Source organism: Streptomyces luomodiensis (genome assembly GCF_031679605.1).
GTDB lineage: Bacteria > Actinomycetota > Actinomycetes > Streptomycetales > Streptomycetaceae > Streptomyces > Streptomyces luomodiensis.
This window is the reverse complement of the sequence record NZ_CP117522.1, coordinates 4,952,105-4,973,773: the sequence shown is the minus strand read 5'-3', so window position 1 is coordinate 4,973,773 and position 21,669 is coordinate 4,952,105. Positions and strand designations below refer to the sequence as shown.

The 21,669-nt window shown below is 71.6% G+C and carries 21 protein-coding genes and 1 tRNA gene; 7 read left to right on the top strand and 15 right to left on the bottom strand.

Annotation, left to right across the window (positions count from 1 at the left end; translation table 11 throughout):
- Window positions 1–3: 3 nt before the first annotated feature.
- The 4 genes from PS467_RS20870 to PS467_RS20855 all read right to left on the bottom strand — a co-directional run bounded on the left by PS467_RS20870 (window position 4) and on the right by PS467_RS20855 (window position 2,981).
- Complete coding sequence (locus PS467_RS20870) at window positions 4–492, bottom strand: copper chaperone PCu(A)C (RefSeq protein ID WP_311036555.1); 489 nt, start codon at window positions 490–492, stop codon at window positions 4–6.
- On the bottom strand, window positions 489–1,151 hold the full coding sequence (locus PS467_RS20865) for an SCO family protein (RefSeq protein ID WP_311036554.1): 663 nt from the start codon (window positions 1,149–1,151) through the stop codon (window positions 489–491). Before PS467_RS20865 ends, PS467_RS20870 begins: the two co-directional genes overlap by 4 nt.
- A gap of 156 nt (window positions 1,152–1,307) precedes the next feature.
- A complete protein-coding gene (locus tag PS467_RS20860; RefSeq protein ID WP_311036553.1) occupies window positions 1,308–2,045 on the bottom strand; it encodes a YcnI family copper-binding membrane protein in 738 nt (245 codons plus the stop codon).
- Between the two features lie 105 nt (window positions 2,046–2,150).
- Window positions 2,151–2,981, bottom strand: coding sequence for a hypothetical protein (locus PS467_RS20855; protein ID WP_311036552.1), 831 nt, complete (start codon window positions 2,979–2,981; stop codon window positions 2,151–2,153).
- Window positions 2,982–3,182: 201 nt separating this feature from the next.
- Here PS467_RS20855 and PS467_RS20850 point away from each other — a divergent pair, with 201 nt between their 5' ends.
- Window positions 3,183–3,686, top strand: a complete 504-nt coding sequence (locus PS467_RS20850; protein WP_268973155.1) for an ATP-binding protein — start codon at window positions 3,183–3,185, stop codon at window positions 3,684–3,686.
- Window positions 3,687–3,740: 54 nt separating this feature from the next.
- On the opposite strand, the gene pdxR is transcribed toward PS467_RS20850, so the two are convergent.
- Window positions 3,741–5,228, bottom strand: a complete 1,488-nt coding sequence (pdxR, locus tag PS467_RS20845) for a MocR-like pyridoxine biosynthesis transcription factor PdxR (RefSeq protein WP_311036551.1) — start codon at window positions 5,226–5,228, stop codon at window positions 3,741–3,743.
- A gap of 47 nt (window positions 5,229–5,275) precedes the next feature.
- Here pdxR and PS467_RS20840 point away from each other — a divergent pair, with 47 nt between their 5' ends.
- On the top strand, window positions 5,276–5,422 hold the full coding sequence (locus PS467_RS20840; protein ID WP_311036550.1) for a hypothetical protein: 147 nt from the start codon (window positions 5,276–5,278) through the stop codon (window positions 5,420–5,422).
- Window positions 5,423–5,535: 113 nt separating this feature from the next.
- Here the strand turns inward: PS467_RS20840 and PS467_RS20835 are convergent, their stop codons facing one another.
- Both PS467_RS20835 and PS467_RS20830 read right to left on the bottom strand, forming a co-directional pair.
- Window positions 5,536–7,032: an aminopeptidase P family protein gene (locus PS467_RS20835; protein ID WP_311036549.1), complete on the bottom strand. Its 1,497-nt coding sequence runs from the start codon at window positions 7,030–7,032 to the stop codon at window positions 5,536–5,538.
- Window positions 7,033–7,125: 93 nt separating this feature from the next.
- Window positions 7,126–8,829 (bottom strand): GAF domain-containing SpoIIE family protein phosphatase, encoded by a 1,704-nt coding sequence (locus PS467_RS20830; RefSeq protein WP_311036548.1) that lies wholly within the window; start codon window positions 8,827–8,829, stop codon window positions 7,126–7,128.
- Window positions 8,830–9,409: 580 nt separating this feature from the next.
- Here PS467_RS20830 and PS467_RS20825 point away from each other — a divergent pair.
- On the top strand, window positions 9,410–10,084 hold the full coding sequence (locus tag PS467_RS20825) for a bifunctional DNA primase/polymerase (protein ID WP_311036547.1): 675 nt from the start codon (window positions 9,410–9,412) through the stop codon (window positions 10,082–10,084).
- Between the two features lie 453 nt (window positions 10,085–10,537).
- Here the strand turns inward: PS467_RS20825 and PS467_RS20820 are convergent, their stop codons facing one another.
- The 3 genes from PS467_RS20820 to PS467_RS20810 form a co-directional block, all read right to left on the bottom strand.
- Window positions 10,538–11,506, bottom strand: coding sequence for a DUF5926 family protein (locus PS467_RS20820; RefSeq protein WP_311036546.1), 969 nt, complete (start codon window positions 11,504–11,506; stop codon window positions 10,538–10,540).
- Between the two features lie 155 nt (window positions 11,507–11,661).
- Window positions 11,662–12,399: an ATP-binding protein gene (locus PS467_RS20815; RefSeq protein ID WP_432280613.1), complete on the bottom strand. Its 738-nt coding sequence runs from the start codon at window positions 12,397–12,399 to the stop codon at window positions 11,662–11,664.
- 53 nt (window positions 12,400–12,452) lie between these two features.
- Entirely contained in the window at window positions 12,453–13,286 is an 834-nt protein-coding gene (locus PS467_RS20810) for a glycerophosphodiester phosphodiesterase (RefSeq protein ID WP_311036545.1), read from the bottom strand.
- A 217-nt stretch (window positions 13,287–13,503) separates the two neighbouring features.
- Between PS467_RS20810 and PS467_RS20805 the strand changes: the two genes are divergently transcribed.
- A complete protein-coding gene (locus PS467_RS20805) occupies window positions 13,504–15,096 on the top strand; it encodes a S1C family serine protease (RefSeq protein WP_311036544.1) in 1,593 nt (530 codons plus the stop codon).
- Window positions 15,097–15,138: 42 nt separating this feature from the next.
- Window positions 15,139–15,225 (top strand) — tRNA-Ser (locus tag PS467_RS20800).
- Between the two features lie 211 nt (window positions 15,226–15,436).
- Here the strand turns inward: PS467_RS20800 and PS467_RS20795 are convergent.
- From PS467_RS20795 to PS467_RS20785, 3 genes are all read right to left on the bottom strand, one after another.
- Window positions 15,437–16,150: a hypothetical protein gene (locus PS467_RS20795; protein ID WP_311036543.1), complete on the bottom strand. Its 714-nt coding sequence runs from the start codon at window positions 16,148–16,150 to the stop codon at window positions 15,437–15,439.
- Between the two features lie 30 nt (window positions 16,151–16,180).
- Entirely contained in the window at window positions 16,181–16,363 is a 183-nt protein-coding gene (locus tag PS467_RS20790; protein ID WP_311036542.1) for a hypothetical protein, read from the bottom strand.
- Window positions 16,364–16,654: 291 nt separating this feature from the next.
- Window positions 16,655–17,152, bottom strand: coding sequence for a hypothetical protein (locus PS467_RS20785; protein ID WP_311036541.1), 498 nt, complete (start codon window positions 17,150–17,152; stop codon window positions 16,655–16,657).
- A 207-nt stretch (window positions 17,153–17,359) separates the two neighbouring features.
- On the opposite strand from PS467_RS20785, the gene PS467_RS20780 reads away from it, so the two are divergent.
- Window positions 17,360–17,692 carry a helix-turn-helix domain-containing protein gene (locus PS467_RS20780; protein WP_268973147.1) on the top strand — a complete coding sequence of 111 codons (333 nt, stop codon included), beginning with the start codon at window positions 17,360–17,362 and terminating at the stop codon, window positions 17,690–17,692.
- 65 nt (window positions 17,693–17,757) lie between these two features.
- On the opposite strand, the gene PS467_RS20775 is transcribed toward PS467_RS20780, so the two are convergent.
- Both PS467_RS20775 and PS467_RS20770 read right to left on the bottom strand, forming a co-directional pair.
- Window positions 17,758–18,555 (bottom strand): hypothetical protein, encoded by a 798-nt coding sequence (locus PS467_RS20775; RefSeq protein WP_311036540.1) that lies wholly within the window; start codon window positions 18,553–18,555, stop codon window positions 17,758–17,760.
- A gap of 369 nt (window positions 18,556–18,924) precedes the next feature.
- Entirely contained in the window at window positions 18,925–20,031 is a 1,107-nt protein-coding gene (locus tag PS467_RS20770) for a bifunctional DNA primase/polymerase (RefSeq protein WP_311036539.1), read from the bottom strand.
- A 647-nt stretch (window positions 20,032–20,678) separates the two neighbouring features.
- Between PS467_RS20770 and PS467_RS20765 the strand changes: the two genes are divergently transcribed.
- Entirely contained in the window at window positions 20,679–21,656 is a 978-nt protein-coding gene (locus PS467_RS20765) for a bifunctional MaoC family dehydratase N-terminal/OB-fold nucleic acid binding domain-containing protein (RefSeq protein ID WP_311036538.1), read from the top strand.
- Window positions 21,657–21,669 lie beyond the last annotated feature (13 nt).

Sequence of the window (21,669 nt, the reverse complement as noted above, 5' to 3'; positions counted from 1 at the left end):
GCGTCAGTCCTTGGGGCGGTACGTCGTCGGCTCGACCGGGACTTTGATCTCGATGGGGTCGGATGTGGCGAAGTGCAGGGTGAAGGTGACCTTCTCACCGACCTTCGGCCGGTGGGTGAGTTTTGTCAGCATCAGATGATCTCCGCCGCTGCTCAGTTCGAGCCGGCCGTTCGCCGGCACGTCGAGCGAGCTGACCTCCTTCATCCGGGTGCCCTTGGTGCTGTGCAGGGTGACCTCGGAGGCGAGCGGGGTGGTGACGGACGTCAGCTCGTCGGCGCCGCCACCGGTGTTCCGTACGGTCAGGAAGCCCGCCGCCATGTCGGTCATGGGCGGCCGCGGCAGGTACGCGCCGCTCACGGACAGCTCCGGACCGCCCCCGTGGCCCTTACCGTCCCCGCCGCCGTCGCCCGAGCAGGCGGCGAGCGTGGCGGACAGGGCGAGGGCGAGGACCGCGGCGGCCGCCTTACGGATGCCGGGACGTTCCCCGGTCACGGGTTCCGCCCCTCGATGATCTTCGGCAGGTCCTTGGCGTACTGATCGGCCGTGGCCTGGGTGGTGTAGATCCAGTGGCCCTTGTCGTCCTTGGGCGAGAAGCCGATCACCTCGGCACCGTGGCTGACGGTGACGCTGCCGTCCTTCTCCTTCTTCGGCTTCTCGATGTAGATGCCCAGCGGCCGCGCGGCGGCCTCGATGGTGTCGAAGTCGCCGGTCAGCCCGACGAAGTCGGTGCCGCCCTGGGCGTCCAGCCAGGAGCGGATCCGCTTGGCGGTGTCCCGGGCGGGGTCGGTGGTGACGAAGACGACCCGCAGCTTCTCCCGCTCGGCCTTGGACAGCTTCTTCTCGGCGATGCCGAGGTTGCTCATGGTCAGCGGGCAGACGTCCGGGCAGTGGGTGTAGCCGAAGAAGAGCAGGGTGGGCCGGCCCTTGGTCTCCTTGAGCAGGTCGTACTTCTTGCCGTCGGTGTCGGTGAGGACCAGGTCCGGCTTGGCCTTGGCGTCGTCCAGGACGATGGCCTGCCCGGACTTCTGGCCTCCCTTGACCTCGGCGGCGGCGTTGCTGTCGCCCGTGCCCCCGCCGTCCGAGCCGCCGCAGGCGCTGAGGGTGAGCGCGGCGGTGGCGACGAGGGCGGTGGCCAGGATCTTGGTGCGCATGGAGCTGTTCTCCAAAGAGACAGAGAGAAAGTGGAGAGGTGGATCGGTGGTGTGCGGGGGCGGCGCGCACGAGGGCCCGCCGCCCCGCCGGATCACGCGAACGGTTCAGCGTTCGCGGTCACCGGCGGCACACACGCTGGGCCGGGTGGCCGGCGGTCAGGCGGAGCGGCGGCGGCCGGCGACCACGCCGAAGACGACACCGGCGGCGCCGACGACGATGCCCGCGATGCCCAGCACCCGGGCGGTGGTGTCGCTGCTGTCCTTGCCGTCCGAGTCGCCCGACGCGGACTCCTCGGGCCCGGCCGTCCCCGAGTCGTCGTCCTTGTCGGAGGCCGCGCCGGCGTCCTGGCCGTCCGAGCCCTCGGCCGGGGCGACGAGCTTGAGCACCGGCGCGGGGTTCTCGGGCTCCGCGGCGCCCTCCTTGGGCTCCTCGATCCAGCGCACGACCTCCTTGTTGTCGTACGTCTGGAGGGCCTTGAACACGAGCTGGTCGGCGTCCTCGGGCAGCTGGCCGACCGAGAGCGGGAACTGCTGGAACATCCCCGGCTCGATCTTCCCGCCGGACCAGGTGACCTTGGTGACCGCCTCGCTGACCTTCTCGCCGTGCACCTCCACGGGCTTGGCGAGCTTGGACTTGGTGACCTTGATGTCCCAGCCGGGCACCGGCTGGGGCATCACCGAGGTGAGCGGGTGGTCGCTGGGCAGGGTCACCTCGAGCTTGACGGTGGAGGAGTCGTCGCGCTCGTTGGGCACCTTGAAGTCGATGGTGCTGTAGCCGCCCTTCTCGGCCTGGCCGGGCTGCACGCTGACGTGCGCGAAGGCAGGGCCCGCGGCGAGCAGCACCAGGCCGCCCGCGGTGAGGCAGCCGAGGACCGGCAGACGGCGAAGACGCATGGCGTTCATGTCAACACTCCAGGGACAGGAATGATCAGGTGGGTTGGCGCGCGTGCGGAGACGTCGCGGCCGCCCTCCGGTCCCGCTGGAGGAACGTCGCGTCGGTCAGGCCGCGAGGTCGCAGACCGGCGGTCCCCGCCTGATCACGCTGTGCTGGAGGGCGAGGGCCGTCGTCCCGCCCTCGTCCCGCTCGGCCGTGCGCGGACGGCACGGCCCGTCGTAAGGCGCCCACGGACCGGCCAGGAGCATCCGTACGAGTCCCAGGGCGGCGCGCAGCGCCCGTACGAGCGCGGCCTCCGCGACCCCTCGGGCTCCGTCCACCGACAGCCGGACCGCCCGCCATACGGCCATCTCGCCACGGCGCAGCAGCCAGCCGATGGCGAGCGCGGCGAGCAGATGGCCCAGGGTCATCGGCAGGGACGGCAGCAGGCCCGGCAGCCCGGCCGCGTGCCCCGACGGGGCGGCGGCCGACGGCACGGTGTGCGGAAGGTGTGCGGCGGACGAGGCAGCCGGGCCGGTCGGGTCGATGCCCGCCTGTGCGACGATCCGATGGGCCGTCGCGGCGTCGAGCCGGCCGGGACCCGACGCGCACAGCAGCCTGGCGGCCAGGCCGATGACGTGACCCTCGGCGGCGTCGGCCCGCTGGGCGGCCGCCGCGGCGTCGGCCCGCGCCTGCCCGAGCGAGAAGAGCGTGTGCAGGGCGAGCTGTCCGGTGGCCAGCAGCGCCACGATCCCGGGCAGCGACCGCTCCCGCCCGGCCAGCGACAGCGCCACCGTGAACGTCGCCGCGCAGCCCACGCCCACCGTCCACAGCGGCACGACCGCGCAGGAGGCCAGCACATGCCCCGCCGCGGACAGCACGACACAGACCGCGGTGAACACCGCGGCCCGCAGCATGCGCAGATCGGCGCCGGCACGGGCGACAGAGGAAGCCATGGCCGCGCCATCATCCCACTGGGCGGTCGCGTTCCCTACGGCGGGTGGGGCGTACCGGCGCACACCGGGACAGGTCCATACACCGGTTTGTGCATCGCGCGCGTCCGCTGAATGAGCGGCGTCACGTCAATAACACGCTTACGGACCATGGACCCAGGCAATACGTAACGGTATGTCGAGCCGCGGCCGGGAGGCTGGAGCATGAGCATCTGGTGGTCACTCCATTTGCCCCGCGAGGCGGCGAGCGTTCCGCTCGCACGACGACTGCTCCTCGGCACCATGGAGACGGCCGGAGTCGATCCGGACATCTCCTACGATCTGTCGGTCGCCCTCTCCGAGGCGTGTGCGAACGCGGTGGAGCACGGGGGTCGCGACGGCACGGGCGGGGATTATCGGGTCACGGCCTATATCGACGGCGACACCTGTCGTATCGAGGTCACCGACTCCGGTCCCGGCTTCGCCGGTCACGGCACCGTCCGCCGCGCGGCCCGCACCCGGGACGAGCGGCGTCCGGCCGGTGCGCCGAGACCACAGCAGCCGCGCAGTCCGGCTCCGCCGCAGGCGGAGCACGGGCGGGGGCTCTTTCTCATCGAGGCCCTGACCGACCATGTCCGCTATCGCGACCGTCCGGGCCGCGGCGGGGTGGTGGTGAGCTTCGACAAGATCCTCAAGTGGCGCGAAGGAGCGCTGCTCAGAGCGTCATAGCCGCTGACCTTAGAAGGCTGGCCCTTCAGGCCCTTCAAGAAGGCGTCTGTCCGGTCAAGAAGACGTTCGTCCGGGTGGCAGGGCGCGGCACAGCGCCGCCAGCGCTCCCGGGAAGGAGTGCTCGGGCGGGGTCGCGTAGCCCACCACGAGCCCGTCGAGGGGCCGTGTGGTGGCGTCCGGGTGGCGGTAGTCGCCGAGACCGTCGAGCGCCAGCCCCTGGCAGGCGGCGGCGCGCAGCGCGGACCGCTCGGTGCCGGGCGGTAGCTCCAGGACCGCGTGCAGACCCGCGGAGATCCCCGAGACGCGGATATGGGGCGCGCGTTCGGCGAGGGTGGCGACGAGCTCGTCGCGCCGACGGCGGTAGCGCCGGCGCATACGGCGCACATGGCGGTCGTATCCGCCCGATTCGATGAAGTCCGCGAGGGTCAGCTGGTCCAGGGCGCTGGTCCATTCCTCGCGTTCCCCCTTGGCGTCCAGCAGGCGGTCGACCAGATGGTCCGGCAGGACCATCCAGCCCAGCCGCAGGGCCGGGGAGAGGCTTTTGCCGACCGAGCCGAGATAGAGCACCCGCTCGGGGTCGAGGCCCTGGACGGCCCCCACCGGACGGCGGTCGTAGCGGAACTCCCCGTCGTAGTCGTCCTCCAGGACCAGAGCGTCGTTCCCCCGGGCCCAGGCGACGGCCGCGGCCCGCCGCTCGGGGTGCAGCGGACCGCCGGTGGGGAACTGGTGAGCGGGGGTGAGCAGGGCCGCCCGTACGCCGTCGAGAGCGGTCAGCCGATCCGTAAGGGCGCCATCGGCGTCCAGCGGCAGCGGGACCGTACGGACCCCGGCGGAGCCCAGGAGCGAGCGGTGGAAGGCCAGGCCGTAGGACTCGACGGCCATCCGGGGCCGCAGCAGCCGGGTGCCGCTCAGCAGCCGCAGCGCGTGTGCGAAGCCCGAGCAGACGACGATCCGGCCGGGGTCGGTGCGTACGCCGCGGGCGTGGGCGAGGTAGTCGGCCAAGGCGCGGCGCAGCTCCGGGCGGCCGCGCGGATCGCCGGGCCCGAACGCCTCGTGAGGTGCCGCGATCAGGGCCCGGCGGGCCGAGGCGAGCCAGGCCGTCCGGGGGAAGGCGGTGGCGTCCGGCCGGCCCTGGCGCAGGTCGTGCACCGGGCGCGGGGCGGTCCGGGGCGCGCGGCGGCCGCGGGTTGCCCCGGCCGGGTGCCCGCCCGACCCCCGGTCGGCCGTGCGCCGCCGGTGCGCGGGCACGGGCGGGGGCGGTGCGGGGCGGGGTGCCACCCGGGTTCCGGAGCCCTGGCGGGCGGTGAGCCAGCCCTCCGCGACCAGCTCGGCGTAGGCGTCGGCGACGGTGTTCCGGGCGATGCCCAGGTCGGCGGCGAGGGAACGGTAAGGCGGCAGCCGGGTGCCCGGGGCGAGCCGCCCGTCGCGGACGGCCTCCCGCAGCGCGCCCATCAGGGCGGCCCTGCGGCTGCCCGCGCGGGTCAGCTCCAGATGGAGGTCGGTGCCGAGGATCGCCGCCGAATTGACCCACGAATCCGCCATGGAATCGCACCCTACAGGCGGTCGCTTCGCGGCCTGATTCCATTCCCATGACGACGACAACGGCGACAGTAGCGACGGCGACGGCAGTGGCGACGACGGCGGAGGGGACCGCCACGACGGCGCGGCAGCCCGGAGCGCTCACCGAGGCGGTCACGCGGGACGCGGCCCAGCGGATTCGCGGTGACCACCCGTGAGGTGCCGGGGCAGACGTGATGCGGACGGACGGGGGAGCGGCGCCGCCGCTCCCCCCGAAACCGCGTGGTCAAGCGCTCCCCCGGGACCGCCGCGCAAGCGGTGAGGTGCCGCCTCAGGCGGTCAGGCGGGCCATCCACGCCTCGACGTCGTCGGCGGTCCGCGGCAGCGCGGCCGACAGCACGCGGTTGCCGTCCTCCGTCACCAGGACGTCGTCCTCGATCCGGACGCCGATGCCCCGGTACTCCTCGGGCACGGTCAGGTCGTCGGGCTGGAAGTACAGACCTGGCTCGACCGTCAGGCACATACCGGGCTCCAGGGTGCCGTCCACATAGGTCTCGGTACGGGCCACGGCGCAGTCGTGGACGTCCATGCCGAGCATGTGGCCGGTGCCGTGCAGCGTCCAGCGGCGCTGTAGCCCCAGCTCCAGCACCCGCTCGACCGGGCCCTCGACCAGGCCCCACTCGACGAGCCTGGTGGCGAGGACGCGCTGGGCGGCGTCGTGGAAGTCGCGGTACTTCGCCCCCGGCCGGACGGCGGCGATGCCCGCCTCCTGCGCCTCGTACACCGCCTCGTAGATCTTGCGCTGCAACGGGCTGTAGGTGCCGTTCACCGGCAGGGTGCGGGTGACGTCGGCGGTGTAGAGGGTGGTGGTCTCCACGCCCGCGTCCAGGAGGAGGAGATCGCCGGCGCGGACCGGGCCGTCGTTGCGCACCCAGTGCAGGGTGGTGGCATGCGGGCCCGAGGCGCAGATCGAGCCGTAGCCGACGTCGTTGCCCTCGACCCGGGCCCGGAGGAAGAACGTTCCTTCGATATAGCGCTCGGAGGTCGCCTGCGCCTTGTCCAGCACCCTGACGACGTCCTCGAAGCCGCGGACCGTCGAGTCGACGGCCGCCTGTAGCTGCCCGATCTCGAACTCGTCCTTGATCAGGCGCTGCTCGCTGAGGAAGACCCGCAGCTCCTCGTCGCGCTCACCGGTGACCTTGTCGGTCAGGGCGGCCTCCAGCGCGGCGTCGTGGCCGCGCACGATACGGACCGGGCCGGTCGCGGCCCTGAGCTCGTCGGCCAGCTTGCGCACGTCCTTGGCGGGCAGGCCAAGCCGCTTCTCGGCCTCCGTAAGGCTGTACCGGCGGCCGACCCACAGCTCGCCGTGGCCGTCCAGCCAGAACTCGCCGTTCTCCCGGTTGGAGCGCGGCAGCACATACAGCGTCGCGGTGTGGCCGCCGCCCGCCTCGGGCTCCAGCACCAGCACACCGTCCTCGGACTGGTCGCCGGTGAGGTACGCGTACTCGGTCGAGGCGCGGAAGCTGTAGTCCGTGTCGTTGGAGCGGGTGCGGAGGTTGCCCGCGGGGATGACCAGGCGCTCGCCGGGGAAGCGCGTGGAGAGCGCGGCGCGGCGGCGGGCGGTGTGCGGGGCCTGTTCGACGGGCTCCAGGTCGTGCAGCTCGGTGTCCGCCCAGCCGGACCTCATGTTCGCGGTGAGCTCGTCGGAAAGGCCGGGGTAGAGGCCGTTCTTCCGCTGCTTGATGGGCTCCTCGCCTTCCGGGGTCGCCGGGGCTTCGGGAGTGGGCTCCTCGGTCACGTCATCCTCCTCGCACTGGACCCCTCCCATCGTATGTGCGGGGGCACGGCGGCCGGGAGGGTCCCAAGCTCCGGGTCCGCAGCATCGAGGAGGCCCCGGGGAGCCCTGCGGAGCCCCGGAGCCTCAGTCGAAGTGGGCCACGAGCAGGACGAGGTCCTCGGTGCCGTCCTCCGAGGGCCGCCCCACGGGTGCCGCCCGGCCGCCGGGACCGTCGGGACCATCGGTTCCGCCGGTTCCACCGGTTCCGTCGGTTCCGTCGGTTCCGTCGGGGAGGACCGTACGGAGCACATGGTCGGCGAGGGCGTCCGGATCGCCCCGGACGCCCTTGGGGGCGCTCGCCGCCGCCGTGTGCAGCCGGGCGAAGGCCCGGTCCATCGGCTCCCCGGTGCGGTGCAGCAGTCCGTCGCTGTAGAAGAGGAGCGTTTCTCCCGAGGACGGCTCGATCTCGACGCTGGGCGCCTCCCAGCACGAGAGCATCCCCAGCGGCGCGGACAGGGTGGTCTCCACGAACTCGGTGCGCCGCTCCCCGGTGAGCAGCGGCGGGCAGTGCCCGGCCCCGGCCAGCACCACTCTGCGCGTCCCGGGCTCGCAGTAGGCGAACAGGGCGGTCGCGGAACGGGCGGGCTCGGTGAGCCGCAGCAGCAGCTCCAGGTCGGACAGGACGGCGACCGGGTCCTCGCCCTCCATCACGGCGTACGCCCGCAGCGAGGACCGCAGCCGCCCCATCGCGACGACGGCGCTCGGGCCGGAGCCGGTGACTCCGCCGACCGAGAGCCCGAGCGCCCCGTCCGGCAGCGGCAGCGCGTCGTACCAGTCCCCGCCGCCGCGCGGACCGGGGTGGTGGCGGACGGCGAGGCGCACCCCGGGGACCCGGGGCAGCCGGGTGGGCAACAGCTCCTCCTGGACGGTGGCGACGGCGGCGCGAGCGCGGGAGAGCTCGATCAGCCGGGCGATGTGCGCGGTGGCGTAGCGGCAGTACAGCCCCACGAGGTGGCGCTGGCGCTCCCCGGGCTCGGCGGGCTCGTCGTACAGCCAGGCGGCCCCGCCGAGCCGCCCGGAGGGGCCGCCGGTGCCCATGGCGGCGGCGAGCCCGGACGGGTGCGCGGCGGAGGGCGTGGCGCCGCGCCCGTGGCCGGTGCCGGGCGCACTCGCGGTGTCGCAGGTGCCGGGGGCCAGGTGGTCGCCCGCGCCCGTGGGGGAGCCGAGGCTCGCAGGGGCGTCGACGCCGGCGCGGTCCGCGTCGGGGGCGGGCGCGGGGATGGCGGTGAGGCCGGGCGCGGTCCAGGGGTCGGTCCGGAATGGGTCCAGGGGTACGGCGTAGCTCGCGGAGAAGCCGAGCCGTGCGGCCACCTCGCGGTGGCGCGGGTCGAGGTCGGCCTCGCTCGCGATGTCGGGGTGCGTGACCTCGGCGCGCCGCTCACCGCCCGGTCCCGGTTCGGGCAGTCCGTCGAGGAGATGACCGGCGGAGGCGGAGCCGCGCGGGATGGTCTCGATCTGGCCGAGGTCGGCGTGGCCGAGTCCCAGCCCCACGGTGGTCACCGGGCCGAGCCCGTCGGCCGGTTCCAGCGCGACGAGTCCGCGCCGGGCGCCGACCAGGGCCGCGCCCGCGCGCAGCAGTTCATGGAGCGCGTCCTCGAGCGTGACGGTCCGGACCAGCCGCTCGGTGAGCTCATGAAGGGTGGTGAGATCCGAGACCCAGCCCGCGAGCCGGTCCTGGACACCGGAGTTGGGCGCGGCCAGGGGCGGAGTGATCGGATCGGCAGTTTGCGTGGGCGCAGGGAGGGAAGGATCGATTCCAGCCACTTTCGGCGCGTGGGGCGAGTTCATGGCCCGCTGCTTTCACCCGCCGGGTCCGGCTCGCTCAATAGCATCGCAAACCCCCTGTCGTGCTGCGCCGCTACTGTGCCGCTACTGTCTCCAGATGTAACGGACCGCAGATGCGATGTCCAGCATCGTCCCGGTGGTCTTGTTGGTGTCTGTGGGGAATTGAACTTGGCCGAAAAAAAGTCATTACGCCCGTCCGTCGCGGTCGACTGACGTCGTTCCACAGCGCGTCGTCTTCACCGCGACGGGTACACATCGGAGAGGGACAGGGGCAGTTCGGATCGTCCCGGAACCCTGCGGCCGGTCCAGGCGTCATACACGACGACGGCCGTGCCCATCCCCGAGTGGCGAGGAAGGCACCAACCAGGACGGCAAGCGCCATGCGCCCGCCACCCCTCGCCAGGTTCCACGCCCGGCCTGCGGCGTGATGCGCTGCCTTGTACGCGCAGTGACTTGTGATCCACCTGCTGTGACGGGCCGAACGATGCCGGACAGCGCCACGTAGTGCCAAGTGAAGTGCCATCTGAAGTGCCATGTAGTGCGACGGACAGCCCTCGGCGTTAACGGAAAGGAACGAGCGCTCATGCGCGAGATCCTCGGAAGGCGACGCAAGTTCTCGCTGCGGCGCGGCGCGCGGTCGCCGTTGCTGCGCGCGGCGCTCACCTGCGCCACCGAGTGGCAGTGGCCCGTGGTCCCGGGTGTCGGCCTCAGGGCCGGCGGCGGACGACTCCGGGTGTGCGGCTGCCCCGATCCGGAGTGCGCGGTCCCAGGCGGTCATCCGTTCGATCCCGTCCTCCTGGCCGCCACCACCGACGCGCGCATGGTGCGCTGGTGGTGGACCAACCGGCCCACCGCGCCCCTCCTGCTGGCCACTGGCGGCCACGCGCCGTGCGCGGTGAGCCTGCCCGCGGTCGCCGGAGCGCGGGCGCTGGCGGTCTTCGACCGGGCGGGCATACGGCTCGGCCCGGTGGTCGCCACGCCCACCCGCTGGTCGCTGCTGGTGGAGCCGTACTCCCTGGAAGAGCTCGGCGAGCTTCTGCACCAGAAGGACTGGGTGCCCAGCTCGCTGCGGTTCCACGGCGAGGGCGGCTATGTGGTGCTGCCGCCGTCGCAGACGGGCCTCGGGCGGGTGCGCTGGGAGCGGCCGCCGCTGCGCCGCTCCGGGCGGCCCTGGCTGCCTCAGGTGGCCACGGTGGTGGACGCCTTGGTCGAGGCGAGCACCAGCGCGCCCGACGGGGGCAGCCGGCTCGCCTACTGAGGGCGGGCCCCGGGCGCGGGGGTTCGGGGCCCGCTGATCGCGACGCTCGGGTGTGTGGGGCTCGTGTGGGGCTCGGAGGGCGGGGAGGCGACTGCCCGCGCTTTGGGCTCCGGGCTCCTGACTCCGCGTTCCGGGATTCGCGTTTCGGCGTTTCGCGTTCCGGGAGCAACTACCGCTTCCTGAGCAACTGCCGCTTCCGGGAGCAACTCCCGCGGTGCTGACGTCCGTTGGTCCGCCACCAGCGCTTCGTGACACCGTCCGGACGCGGACATGGAAGCGCCCGGTCGCTGGCGACGGGGGATGCACCAGCGACCGGGCTTTTAGAACCGTAACAAGAGATCGGCCGTTAGCAAATTCGATCGCGGATTTCCGGACGCCTATTTGCAGGGCGTAACGGTAAGTTGTGAGCAGTGTCACATGTCCCGTCGGCCCCCTCCGGCCCTCAGGTGACGGTCAGCTCAGCGTCACCTGACGGTTGGTGAGTCCGCCCCGGGCGCGCCGCTGCTCGGGCGTCAGCGGGGCGTCGGAGGCGAGCGCCTCCGCGAGCCGCTCGGCGAGGTCCACGGCCGGCTTCTCGGTGTCCTCGGCGCTCATCCCGCGTGGCAGGTCCCATACCGGCACCGTGAGCCCGTGGGCCCGGAAGGAGCCCACCAGCCGGGTGTTCTCACCGAGCGAGGAGGCGCCCGCGGCGTGCAGCCGGGCGAGCGCGTCGAGCAGCTTCTCCTCGGGGTGGGACATCACCCAGCGCAGGTGGTTCTTCTCGGGCGTCTCGCACCAGTAGGCGGCCTCCACGCCGGTGAGCCGGACGGTGGGGATCGCGGCCGCGTTGGCCCGCTCCAGCGACGCGGCGACCTCTCCGGTCGCGTTCGCGGCGTCCTCGAGCCAGAACTCGAACCCCTCGTGCAGGGTCGGCGAGAAAGTGCCCTTCGGGTCGAGCAGATCCTGGAGTCGCGGACCGTCGCCCGGAGCCCGCTCGGCGGCCACCGGGCTGCCCGGCTCGGCGGTCAGCGCCCGGCGCAGGGTGTCGGCCAGGTCCCGGCTGATGTCGCCGGAGGGCGTGTCGTTCTGCAGGCCGAGCAGCACGGCGCCGTTGTCGCGGCGCAGCGCGGGCCATGCCATGGGCAGCACGGTCGCGAGCGTGACCGACGGAACCCCCTCGGGCAGTCCCTCGGCGAGGGTCAGCTCGACGGTGGCGGCGGGCACCAGCTCGCGCAGGGCCACCCAGTCGCATTCGCCGGGAAGCCCCTCGAAGGGGCGCTGCACCAGTTCGGTGACGGCGTGTGCGGCTTCCCGGCCGTGACAGGCTTTGTAGCGACGGCCCGAGCCGCACGGGCAGGGCTCCCGCGCACCCACCACAGGGATCTCGCCGTTGGCGACCTGTGGGCCTGTGGCCTTCGTCTGGGGGCGGCGCTTCTTGGCCATGGTGAGGCTGTCTCCCGATCGTGCGGCTCTGGGCTTGCTCGTACACCCGTGACGGACTGCGTACGGCCGTGACGGTGCCTTACGGCGCGTACGACTGGTACGGGCGCGAGCCTAGCCCTTTGGCCGAACCTCGTCGGCTCCATGAGCCGCGTCGGCTACGCGAGCTCGTCCAGATCGGCGAAGTCCAGCTCGCGATCGAAATCGGGATCGATGTTCGTGTCGATATCCGTGTTGATGTTCGTGTCGATGGTCGTGTTGATGTTCGCGTCGAGGCGTGAGCCGTTCGCGTCGAGGCTCGGACGCGGACCGGAGGCCAGCTCCGCGCCCAGCGCGGGGGAGAGATCTGTTGAAATCGTGACATGGCGGGAGAAACTGTCGTCAGCCGGAAGAAGGGCCCATACGGTGACTTCGCCGATGCCGTCCCGCACGCCCCAGTCCTCGGCCAGCGACATGATGATGTTCAGCCCGCGGCCGCCGCGGGCGGTGATCGAAGGATTGGCTGGAAGAGGTCTTGTGGGTCCTCCGCCATCCGTGACTTCGACCATCACTCGATCGTCTTCGTCGACACTCCATGCCGCCCGGACCGTGCCGCCACCATGGCCGGAACGCCAAGGGCTGCCGTGTCGCCACGCATTGCTGAGTAGTTCTGAAAGGATCAATACAGCGTCGTCTATGACCGAATCCGATACCCCAGTCCTGCCCAAATCGCCACGCAACCACTGTCTTGCCGCGCGGACGCCCGCAGGACCATGGGGCACGGCCATGGTCGACGACGTCGGCACCTGCCGTGCCACCACCAATGCCACCCCCGAGACCTCCTTAGCCCCACGCCACGGGTTGGATGCCCCGCGGCACTGGAGCGGAAACCGGCCAAGTGGCATTGTGTGACGCACTCGTCACGATCGAATACGTACCGAACGCGCCGGTGCACGCCTTGTAATGCCCACTATGAGCGTCCGAGTTGGGACAGCACCCGTTTGGGGCGATTGGTGATCAGCGCGTCGACCCCGAGGCGGACGCACAGCTCGACGTCCTCCGGTTCGTCGACGGTCCATACGTGCACTCGGTGCCCCGCGCGCTGTAGCCGCAGCACATAGTCGGGGTGGTTCCGTACGATCCGGATGCTCGGCCCCGCGATCCGCACCCCGGCCGGCAGCTGGCCGTCCCGGTGGCGCGGCAGCATGAACTGCATCAGGTAGACGGTGGGGAGGGCGGGGGCCCCGCTCCGGATCCGGTTCAGCGAGCGTGCTGAGAAGCTCATCACACGGACGGGTGAAGGTGCGCCGGGTGGCGGCGTGTCCAGGCCGAAGCGGCGCAGCAGCGCGAGCAGCCGGTCCTCCACTTGGCCCGCCCACCGTGTGGGATGCTTGGTCTCGATCGCCAGTTCGATGCGGCGTCCGGCGTCGGCGACGAGCTCCAGGAGTCGTTCCAGGGTGAGGACGGAGGTGCTGTCGCGGCTGTCGCGGTCCGGCTCCTCCTTGTCGGTGGTCCGGCCCTTCCATGAGCCGAAATCCAGGGCCGCCAGGTCGGACAGCTCCAGTGCCGAGACCGCGCCCCGGCCGTTGGAGGTGCGGTTGACGCGGCGGTCGTGGACGCAGACGAGATGGCCGTCGGCCGTCAGCCGGACATCGCATTCCAGGGCGTCGGCGCCATCCTCGATCGCCTTACGGTAGGCGGCCAGGGTGTGCTCCGGGGCGTCCTCGGAGGCCCCGCGGTGGGCCACGACGGAGACGGTGTGCGGCCCGGGGCGGCTGTCCCGGGCAGGGCGCGCATAGGTCACCGCGTTATGGTGCCACCGCCCGGTGTGAGCCGGTGGACGCGGCCCCTCCGTTCGTTCGCACGGAATGGCGGTAGGGCGAATTGTCCGGGATAAAGGGTGGTAGTCCGCAGGGCCGCCGCTCCTTACGGCGGTCTGACGCGCCGTGGGAAAAGCTGACGACGGTAAGACGTACACGTGGGCCGTCGAGGAAATCTGTCGTGCACCTGAGGAGAGAGCTGTGAGCACCGAGAACGAGGGCTCTGCCGTTCCGCCCGCGCCCGGGCCGCATCCGGCCCCTCCGGCGTCGCACCCGAACCCGGCGGTGCCGCCCGCGCCGGACTACGAACCCACCGCGGGCGGGCGGCCTGCCGCACCGGAGGCGCCAATAGGCACGCCGCATGCGGCAGGGCCGTCGGGCGCCGCCGACCCCGCGCCGTCGGCCGCGCCCCCCGCCCAGCCCCCGTCGACGCCCCCGCCCGCGTCACCGGCCGCTCCCGCGGTCGTCCCGGCGTCGGCCGACGCGGGCGACGGGTCCGGCGGCGGCGTGCCCGGCGCCTCGGGCCCCGGCCCGGACGCGGGACAGTCCAGCGCCTGGTGGTCGGCCGGGGGCGGACATCCGCAGGGCGGCCCGGGTGACGGGCCGGGCGGACAGGGCGGCTCGGGCGGACCGTGGGGGACCGCACCCGTGCCGCCCTCCGGCCCGTCCGAGCGCAAGTCCCGCGGGCTGGTCGCCGCCGTGCTGGCCGCCGTACTGGTCGCGGGCGGCATCGGCGGCGGCATCGGCTTCTGGGCCGCCGACCGGGAGAGCGACGGCGACACCACCACCGTCTCCGCCTACGGCAACCCCAAGACGGAGAGCCGCGCGCCCGGCTCGGTGTCCAGCATCGCCAACAAGACGCTGCCCAGCGTCGTCACCATCGAGGCCCAGGGCAACAACGGCGAGGGCGGCACCGGCACCGGCTTCGTCTACGACAAGCAGGGCCACATCCTCACCAACAACCACGTCGTCGCCTCGGCCGCCGACAACGGCAAGCTGACCGCCACCTTCTCCAACGGCAAGCGGTACACCGCCGAGGTCGTCGGCCGCGCCGAGGGCTACGACGTCGCCGTGATCAAGCTCAAGAACGCCTCGGGCGCCAAGCTCGACCCGCTGCCGCTCGGCAACTCCGACAAGGTCGCCGTGGGCGACGCCACCGTCGCCATCGGCGCCCCCTTCGGCCTCTCGGGCACCGTCACCACCGGCATCGTGAGCGCCAAGAACCGCCCGGTCGCCTCCAGCGACGGAGGCGGCGGCAACGCCTCGTACATGAGCGCCCTGCAAACCGACGCCTCCATCAACCCGGGCAACTCCGGCGGCCCGCTGCTCAACGCGGACGGCGGCGTCATCGGCATCAACTCCGCCATCCAGTCCGCCGGCAACGGCAGCGGCCTCGGCGAGTCCCAGCAGTCCGGCAGCATCGGCCTCGGCTTCGCGATCCCGATCAACCAGGCGAAGAACGTCGCCGAGCAGCTGATCAAGACCGGCCAGCCGGTCTACCCGGTGATCGAGGCCACGGTCAACATGAAGGACTCCAGCGACGGCGCCACCATCGCCTCCAACGGCGCCGGCGGCACCGCCGCCGTCGTCCCCGGCGGCCCGGCCGACAAGGCCGGCCTCAAGTCCGGCGACGTGATCACCAAGCTGGACGACACGGTCATCGACAGCGGCCCGACCCTCATCAGCGAGATCTGGACCCACCAGCCGGGCGACAAGGTCACCCTCACCTACAAGCGCGGCGGCAAGCTGTCGACGGTGGATGTCACCTTGGGCAAGCGCAAGGGCGACAGCTGACACGCTAGGCTGATCCTCGCGCCACCACCGAGAGTGGCGCGGGGAGGCTTGCCCGAGCGGCCTAAGGGAACGGTCTTGAAAACCGTCGTGGCAGCGATGTCACCGAGGGTTCAAATCCCTCAGCCTCCGCCGAGGTCAGCGACGTAGCTGGTCGGAAGGGGTGCCCCTGGTTCAGGGGCACCCCTTCCGCGTGTCCGCCGTCTCACGCCGTGCCGCCGGAATCCCACCGTTGACCAGCGTGTGTGGACCAGGCGTGGACCAGATCTGGCGTGGTTCCCGGCGCCTTGCGGAGCTCTCTCAGGAATGCCTCTGCGATTCGCCGTCTGCGATTCGCCGCAGGTCACATGCTCAGGCTTGCTTGCCGTAGAACGTGCGGCGCGGACACGTGGCCGTCGCGTAGGACGGAAGCCTCCACGAGTACGGCGACATCGGCGCTTAGCGAGCGGTCGGCGCCTTTGTCCGTTAGCCAACGGGCAGCGGCCACCGTGCCGTAGGTGGACCAGCCACCGAGGAGTACGACACGCCTGCTCGGGTTGAGCGGGTGCGGCGCCCGGACGACATAACCGCAGTCCCGCGTGACCACGCCATCAGCGACTTCTCCCTGGTAAGCGGTGCCCTCCCAGGTGATCTCTCCTCCACCCAGCCGGAAAGGCAGCGACTCCCCCATGGCGGTGAGGAGGCGGCGGGCTACCTCGTTGTTCTTCGGCCCGCCGAGGACAAGCAGGTCGTGCTCCATCTCATGGCCCGGCATGTGGGCTGACAGCCGGACCTTCTCCAGATCCAGGTCCCGATAGGCGTGGGTAAGGGAGGGGATCAGCAGGGACAGGGCTCGGACCTGTCCTAGACCGGCGACGGGGCGTTGGTAGCGACCTGTGTCTACGTAACCGGTGTCCAGAGCGATGGAGAGTTGGCGCACATCTGAGAATCGCCATGTGCGGCGCGCGGGGAGCCGCCTGACGACGAACCAACGCACCAGCCCACCGATGCCGGTGAGCACGGCGGCAACCATGGCGCTGAGAATCTGCGAGCCCACGGCACCCGTGATGCTGTCCATGCCATTCGCCCCCCTCGGCCCCTGTAGACCCTAACTTTGCTCATCGTCGTCGTCTTTCAACGCCTGTTCGATCTGCTCGTTCGAGCGTTGCTGATTGCGGTCGATCACTTTGGCGTAGAACCGGAACAGCACGGCGATGCGTGACCGCCCCGGTGAGCCCGGAATAGGCGGCCGTCCTCGGCCGTCCGTCGTCTCTATGTGCTCCCGCAGCATGCGCACCAGCACAGGAGGGATGGGCACCGTGCGGGTGACCTTCCGGGTCCGTCGTTTGAGGCCCCTGGTGTCGAAGGACTCTCGGCTGTCCGTCCAGGACGAGCCCACTCGGGGAGTGCTGCTGGACAGCACCAGTTCGCCCCAGCCTTCCTCAGGGAGCTTGCGGGCCGACTCTTGTAGGTCAGTGGCCTCGCAGGGCGCATGGCCGCGTGGTAAAGGCACCCGAAAAAGGCGTCAGGGGGTCGAGACGCTGGTGTCGGACTCGAAGACGGGCCGGCGCTTGACGGGGACTCATGGATCGGGGGAGTGGTGCGCCGGGGGTGATGGACGCGTGGTCGGGACGGCGGCGCTGCGGATGTGGCTTCGGCCGCTGACCCCGGTGTGGGGGACGACGACGATTTGGTGGGCGTCCTCGTAGACGATCCTTCCTGGGTTCGATGAGCTGAGCATCCGGCACTCGATCCCATGGGCGGTGAGGATACGCAGGTAGCCGTCGACTCGCTGGATGAGTTCCCGGGACGCGGACTTGAACCAGGCGGCGGCTCCGGGGTGGAGCTCGTGGTCGTAAACCGTGGGGTCGACGGTGGAGGGGTCGGGATAGACCGCGTTGTACCAGTCGTTGTTGGTCCGGCGGAAGCGCTCTTGCTCGGCGGTCAGCTTCCCGGCTCGGGCCAGGCCGTTGACCAGTCCGAAGACTCCGGTGTAGTAGCCGCGCGCGTTCCGGACGGTGCTCTGGAAGCGTACATAGGGGGCTGCGCCCGCAGATTCACTGGCTTCGCTGCTCTGCACGGTGACGAGGTTACGGGCCCATCGCCGCGAATCTGGCCGAAAAGTGGTGGGTGGGGGCTTGGTGCAGGTCAGGGCGGGGGGTTCGGCCGAGTGGGGGTGGGTTGGCGGGCGGGGATGGCGGAAGAGGGCTTTTAGTTGTAGCTAAAGGTGGGAACCTGTCACTGAGGGGGCGATGCCCCATGGCCGGCACCATGCGCTGGGAGAGTGATGAGTGTGCCGTGGAAGAGCAAAGGCACGAAGGGGGAGGCTGCGGACCGTGCCGGGGCCCGGTTGGCGCGGCAGGCCACGGTGGAGGTCGCGGGGTTGCTGGGGAAGCGCGACATGAGCCGCGCGGACCTCGCCCGGCTCATGGACGTCAGCCCGGGACGGGTGAGCCAAATACTTTCCGGGGACGAGAATCTGACCCTGCGGTCCCTGGCGGCCGTGGCCGAGGCCCTGGAGCTGGACATCAAGATCAGCTTTGTGGAGCCCAAGGAGGACGGGGCTCGTCGGGCGCACGGGCTCGGCGATGGGTCCGATGCCTTTGTCTACGCTCCCTGAGCGCTTCGGTGTGCCTCGGACGGCCCTGACGGCCCTCACCCCTCGTGGCGGCGCGTGGCGCCTGGTCAGGGGTGTGGGGCGCCCGTCGTGGCGAGTGGCCGTACGGCCAGCGCCTCGTCCCGGAGCCGCATCAGCTCCCGGTCGCCGCTCCGCTTGCCGGTGCGGTAGCCGAACTCCAGCATGCGCACGCAGGCGTCCATGGCCATCGCCAGGGCCTGACGGCGGTCCTCCGCCTCCTCCCGGGTCGGGGCGTGCAGCTCCGGCGCGAACTCCTGGACCTCGCGCTGCCGGCACCTCGCCTCGACGTCGGCCTCCACCTTGGCGGCGTCGTCCAGGAGTTGGTCCACCTCTTCGTACAAGGTGTTGATCGTCGTCTTGTCCTTGGTCGCGGAGGCGCAGCCGCGCAGGTGGCGGCGGGCCTCGAAGGCGAACATGCGCAGCTGGGCCACGTTCTCGAAGTCCCTGACCAGCCGGTGGCAGTGGATGTACATGTCATGCACCAGCCGCCGCTCCAGTTCGCTCAGCAGCACCGCGATACCCAGCGTGATCACGGCCACGAAGGGAGGTGTGGACTGCTGGTTCTGCTGCTGACGGACGCGCGGCGCCAGGGCGCCGCCCGCGGCGGCAGCGGCCACGGCGGGAGGCACATCGGCGGCGTGCGGCAGCAGCAGGACGATGGTGAGCAGCGCCGCCGCGCAGGTGCAGGCGATGATCCCGCAGCACAGCGCCGCGGACCGTACGGTCCCCAGCAGACGGCCCTTGTCGGCGAAGCGATGGACCAGCGAAATCCAGGTGACCAGCGCACAGACGCCCATGGGTAACACGGCGTCCGCGAACCACCCCTGTGCGTAGAGCTCGTGCAATGCTCCCCCCTCTCGCGCCTTGGTGCCGGTGCGCCGGAGGCGGCCGGCCGGTCACGGGGAGAGCGGGGATCCCTTCACTGTCCGCCTCGAGGGCGGAAGCGCCGGCGAGTGGGCGTGTGGTTGCTACGCCGTTCGGTCCCTACGCCGTTCGGTTCCTGTGCCGCTTGGTTCCTACGACGTTCGGGTTGCTACGTCGCCTGGTCCCTGCGCCGCTTGGTTCCTGTACGGAGCGCCTCGTCGCGTGGTCACGATAGTGCTCCTCGTTCCCGTAGCGCACGGATCACTGTCTGTGTACCGCTGGATCGCGCCGCCTCTGGCGTCCTGTCGTACGCCTGCCGCCCCAGCTCCGTTCATGCGGTCCAGCAGGTGTCAGGCCCATGCCTCCGGGGGCTGGAGGTGGCGGGCGGCGCTGCGGGCCGCGGAGGCGACGGTGGCGCGGGCCTCGTGCGGGGGCAGACCGGTGTCCAGCGCGGCCTCGATCAGGGCGGGGGCCAATTCCGGCCCGGCGCCCGTCTCGTAGGCGCGGCAGGCGGCCCAGAACAGCCGGACGTTGCGCTGGCCCTCCCGCGAGGCGCGGACGAACCGTACGAGCCCCGCCAGGGCCGCGGTACGGGGCCTGGGGGACGGCGGGTACGGGCGGGGGGAGGGGCGTGGGGGCGTGAGCAGGCGCAGCAGCGCGGGCGGGGCGGGTGCCGGGGCCCAGTCGGGAGAGCCGGGCGCGAGCCGGTAACTGCCATGTGAGCTGTACGAACCGGGGCCGACCAGATAGCCGCCCAGCCCGCGGATGTCGATGCCGGGGGCCAGCCGGCCGGCGGAGTTGGGGACGGTGAGGCCGGGCGGGCCGCACAGCCACAGATGGCGGCCGCCGCTCGGGGTGAGCACGGTGACCGTACGGGGGATGGCGAAGGCGTGCTCGCGGGCCAGCCGGGCGAGGGCGGCCGGACCGTCCGTGCCGGCCTTACCGCTTGCACCGGTCTTGGCGCTTGTGCCGGTTCCCGCGCTTGTGCCGGCCTCCGCGATTGCACCGGCCTTACCGCTTGCACCCGGCTTCCCGGGCTCCCCGGCCTGCCCGTCTTGCCGCGTCTGCCTGGCTCCACCGGGCTCCCCGGTCTGCCCGGCTCGACTGGTCGTGCCGCCCGCTTCCCCGGCCCCTTGAGGCGCTCCGGCTCGTCCGTCCCTGAGGTCGAGGTCGACGCCGATGAGGTGGTGCGGGGCGCATCCGCAGGCGATGCCGTAGCCGGTGGCCCAGGGGGCCGCGGCGAACAGGGCGCGGATCGCCTCCGGGTCCGCCGACGCGTCATGGACACCGTGGCCCAGTCGGCCGCATTCGCCGTGACACGGCAGGGGCGCGGGGTCGTGGTGGTGGGGGGAGCGCACGGCGGGCAGTTTCGCGCGGGTCAGTGGGATCACGCGGAAGCCGTGGGCCGCGGCGGTCAGGGCGTGGGCGAGAGCATGGGCGAGTGCAGGGTTCGCCATGTCCTCCATTTTCGGACAAGTGTTCGGTAATGGGAAGAGGGCTCGGTAAGCCGTCGAGGATGGCCGAAAGTATGCGGAACCGGTTCCCCTCCCCGTCCCGTTCCGGGACTCGATTCCCTGACTTTTCTCGTCCTGCGGCCGGGCGGGCGGCGCATCGGCGCGGGGCGGGGAGCGGGGGTGCATCGGGCGTTTAAAACAGGTTCATCATGCTTGCGTGGTAATTCCAGCGGCCCGCGCGCATCGTCCGGGAATCGGTGGGCAACTCTGCTTCCGCGACACTTCCCGAGCGTCGGGGGATCGGAGGAATCGACATGGCGGACATCCGGGTGAGTCTCGGCCGGCCGGTCCTCGGCTCCTGGGGCCTGCCCCGCTCGCACGGGGGGAGGTCGCCGCCCTCGCGGGCGCCCGCGAGGGGAAAGCGGGGGAGCCGGGGGGTGGGGCATTGTCCGATCGATCTGAGTGAGCCGTGGTGATTCATTGAGCGAACGGGACGGGTGAGGTCGTAACGATCGCGCGATGGCGAATCAACGCCATCGCGCGATCGTGCGTGGCGGTGCGCTTCGGCGTCCCGGTGTTCTTGACAGCGTCGATTTATCTGACGGATAGTCAGAAAAGCTTTCTACGGCAGACATGCGGCAGGGGAAGCGATGACGCGTGACGAGCTGGATGACCCGCACGACCAGGACGAGCTGTACGGACGGCTGAAGGCGTACGAGGGACGGACGGCCTCGAGCGGCGGCAGGGGCAGGGACCCCGTCAACGAGCCCATGATCAGGCACTGGTGCGAGGCGATGGGCGACACCAACCCCGCCTACCCCGGCATCGCCCCGCCGACGATGCTTCAGGCGTGGACGATGGCCGGGCTGGCCGGGCGCCCCGCCGGTTCGGCCCGCTCCAACGCGTACCTCGAGCTGCTGGCGCTGCTCGACCGCGCGGGCTGCACCTCGGTGGTCGCCACCGACTGCGAGCAGGAGTATCTGCGGCCGCTGCGTCCCGGCGATCAGATCACCTTCGACGCGGTCATCGAGTCGGTGTCGCCGCGCAAGACCACCAAGCTGGGCAGCGGGCACTTCGTCACCACCCGGATGAACGTCCGGACCGGTGACGGGGGGCTGGTCGGCACCCACCGCTTCCGCATCCTCAAGTACGCACCCGCGACGTACACGCCACCGCGAACGCAGCCGAAGCGGGAGACGGAGCCGAAGCGGGAGCCGAGGGCCGACCGTCCCCGCCGCCCCCGGCCCGTCGTCAACCGCGACAACGCGGGCTTCTGGGAGGGCGTCGCCCGGCATCAGCTGCTCATCCAGCGCTGCCTGGACTGCGCCGCCCCGCGCTTCCCCTGGCTGCCGGGGTGCGGGACGTGCGGTTCCCAGCGGTGGGAGGCGGTCGAGGCGTCCGGCGACGGCACGGTGTTCAGCTATGTGGTCATGCACCATCCGCCCTTCCCCGCCTTCGACCCGCCCTACGCGGTCGGCCTGATCGAGCTCGCGGAGGGGGTGCGGATGGTCAGCGACATCACCGGCGTGCCGTACGACAAGGTGCGCATCGGCATGCCCGTCCAGCTGGAGTTCCTGCGTGTGGACGACGAGCTGGAGCTGCCCGTGTTCCGGTGCGCGGAGGTCTGAGCGACGGGCCGGG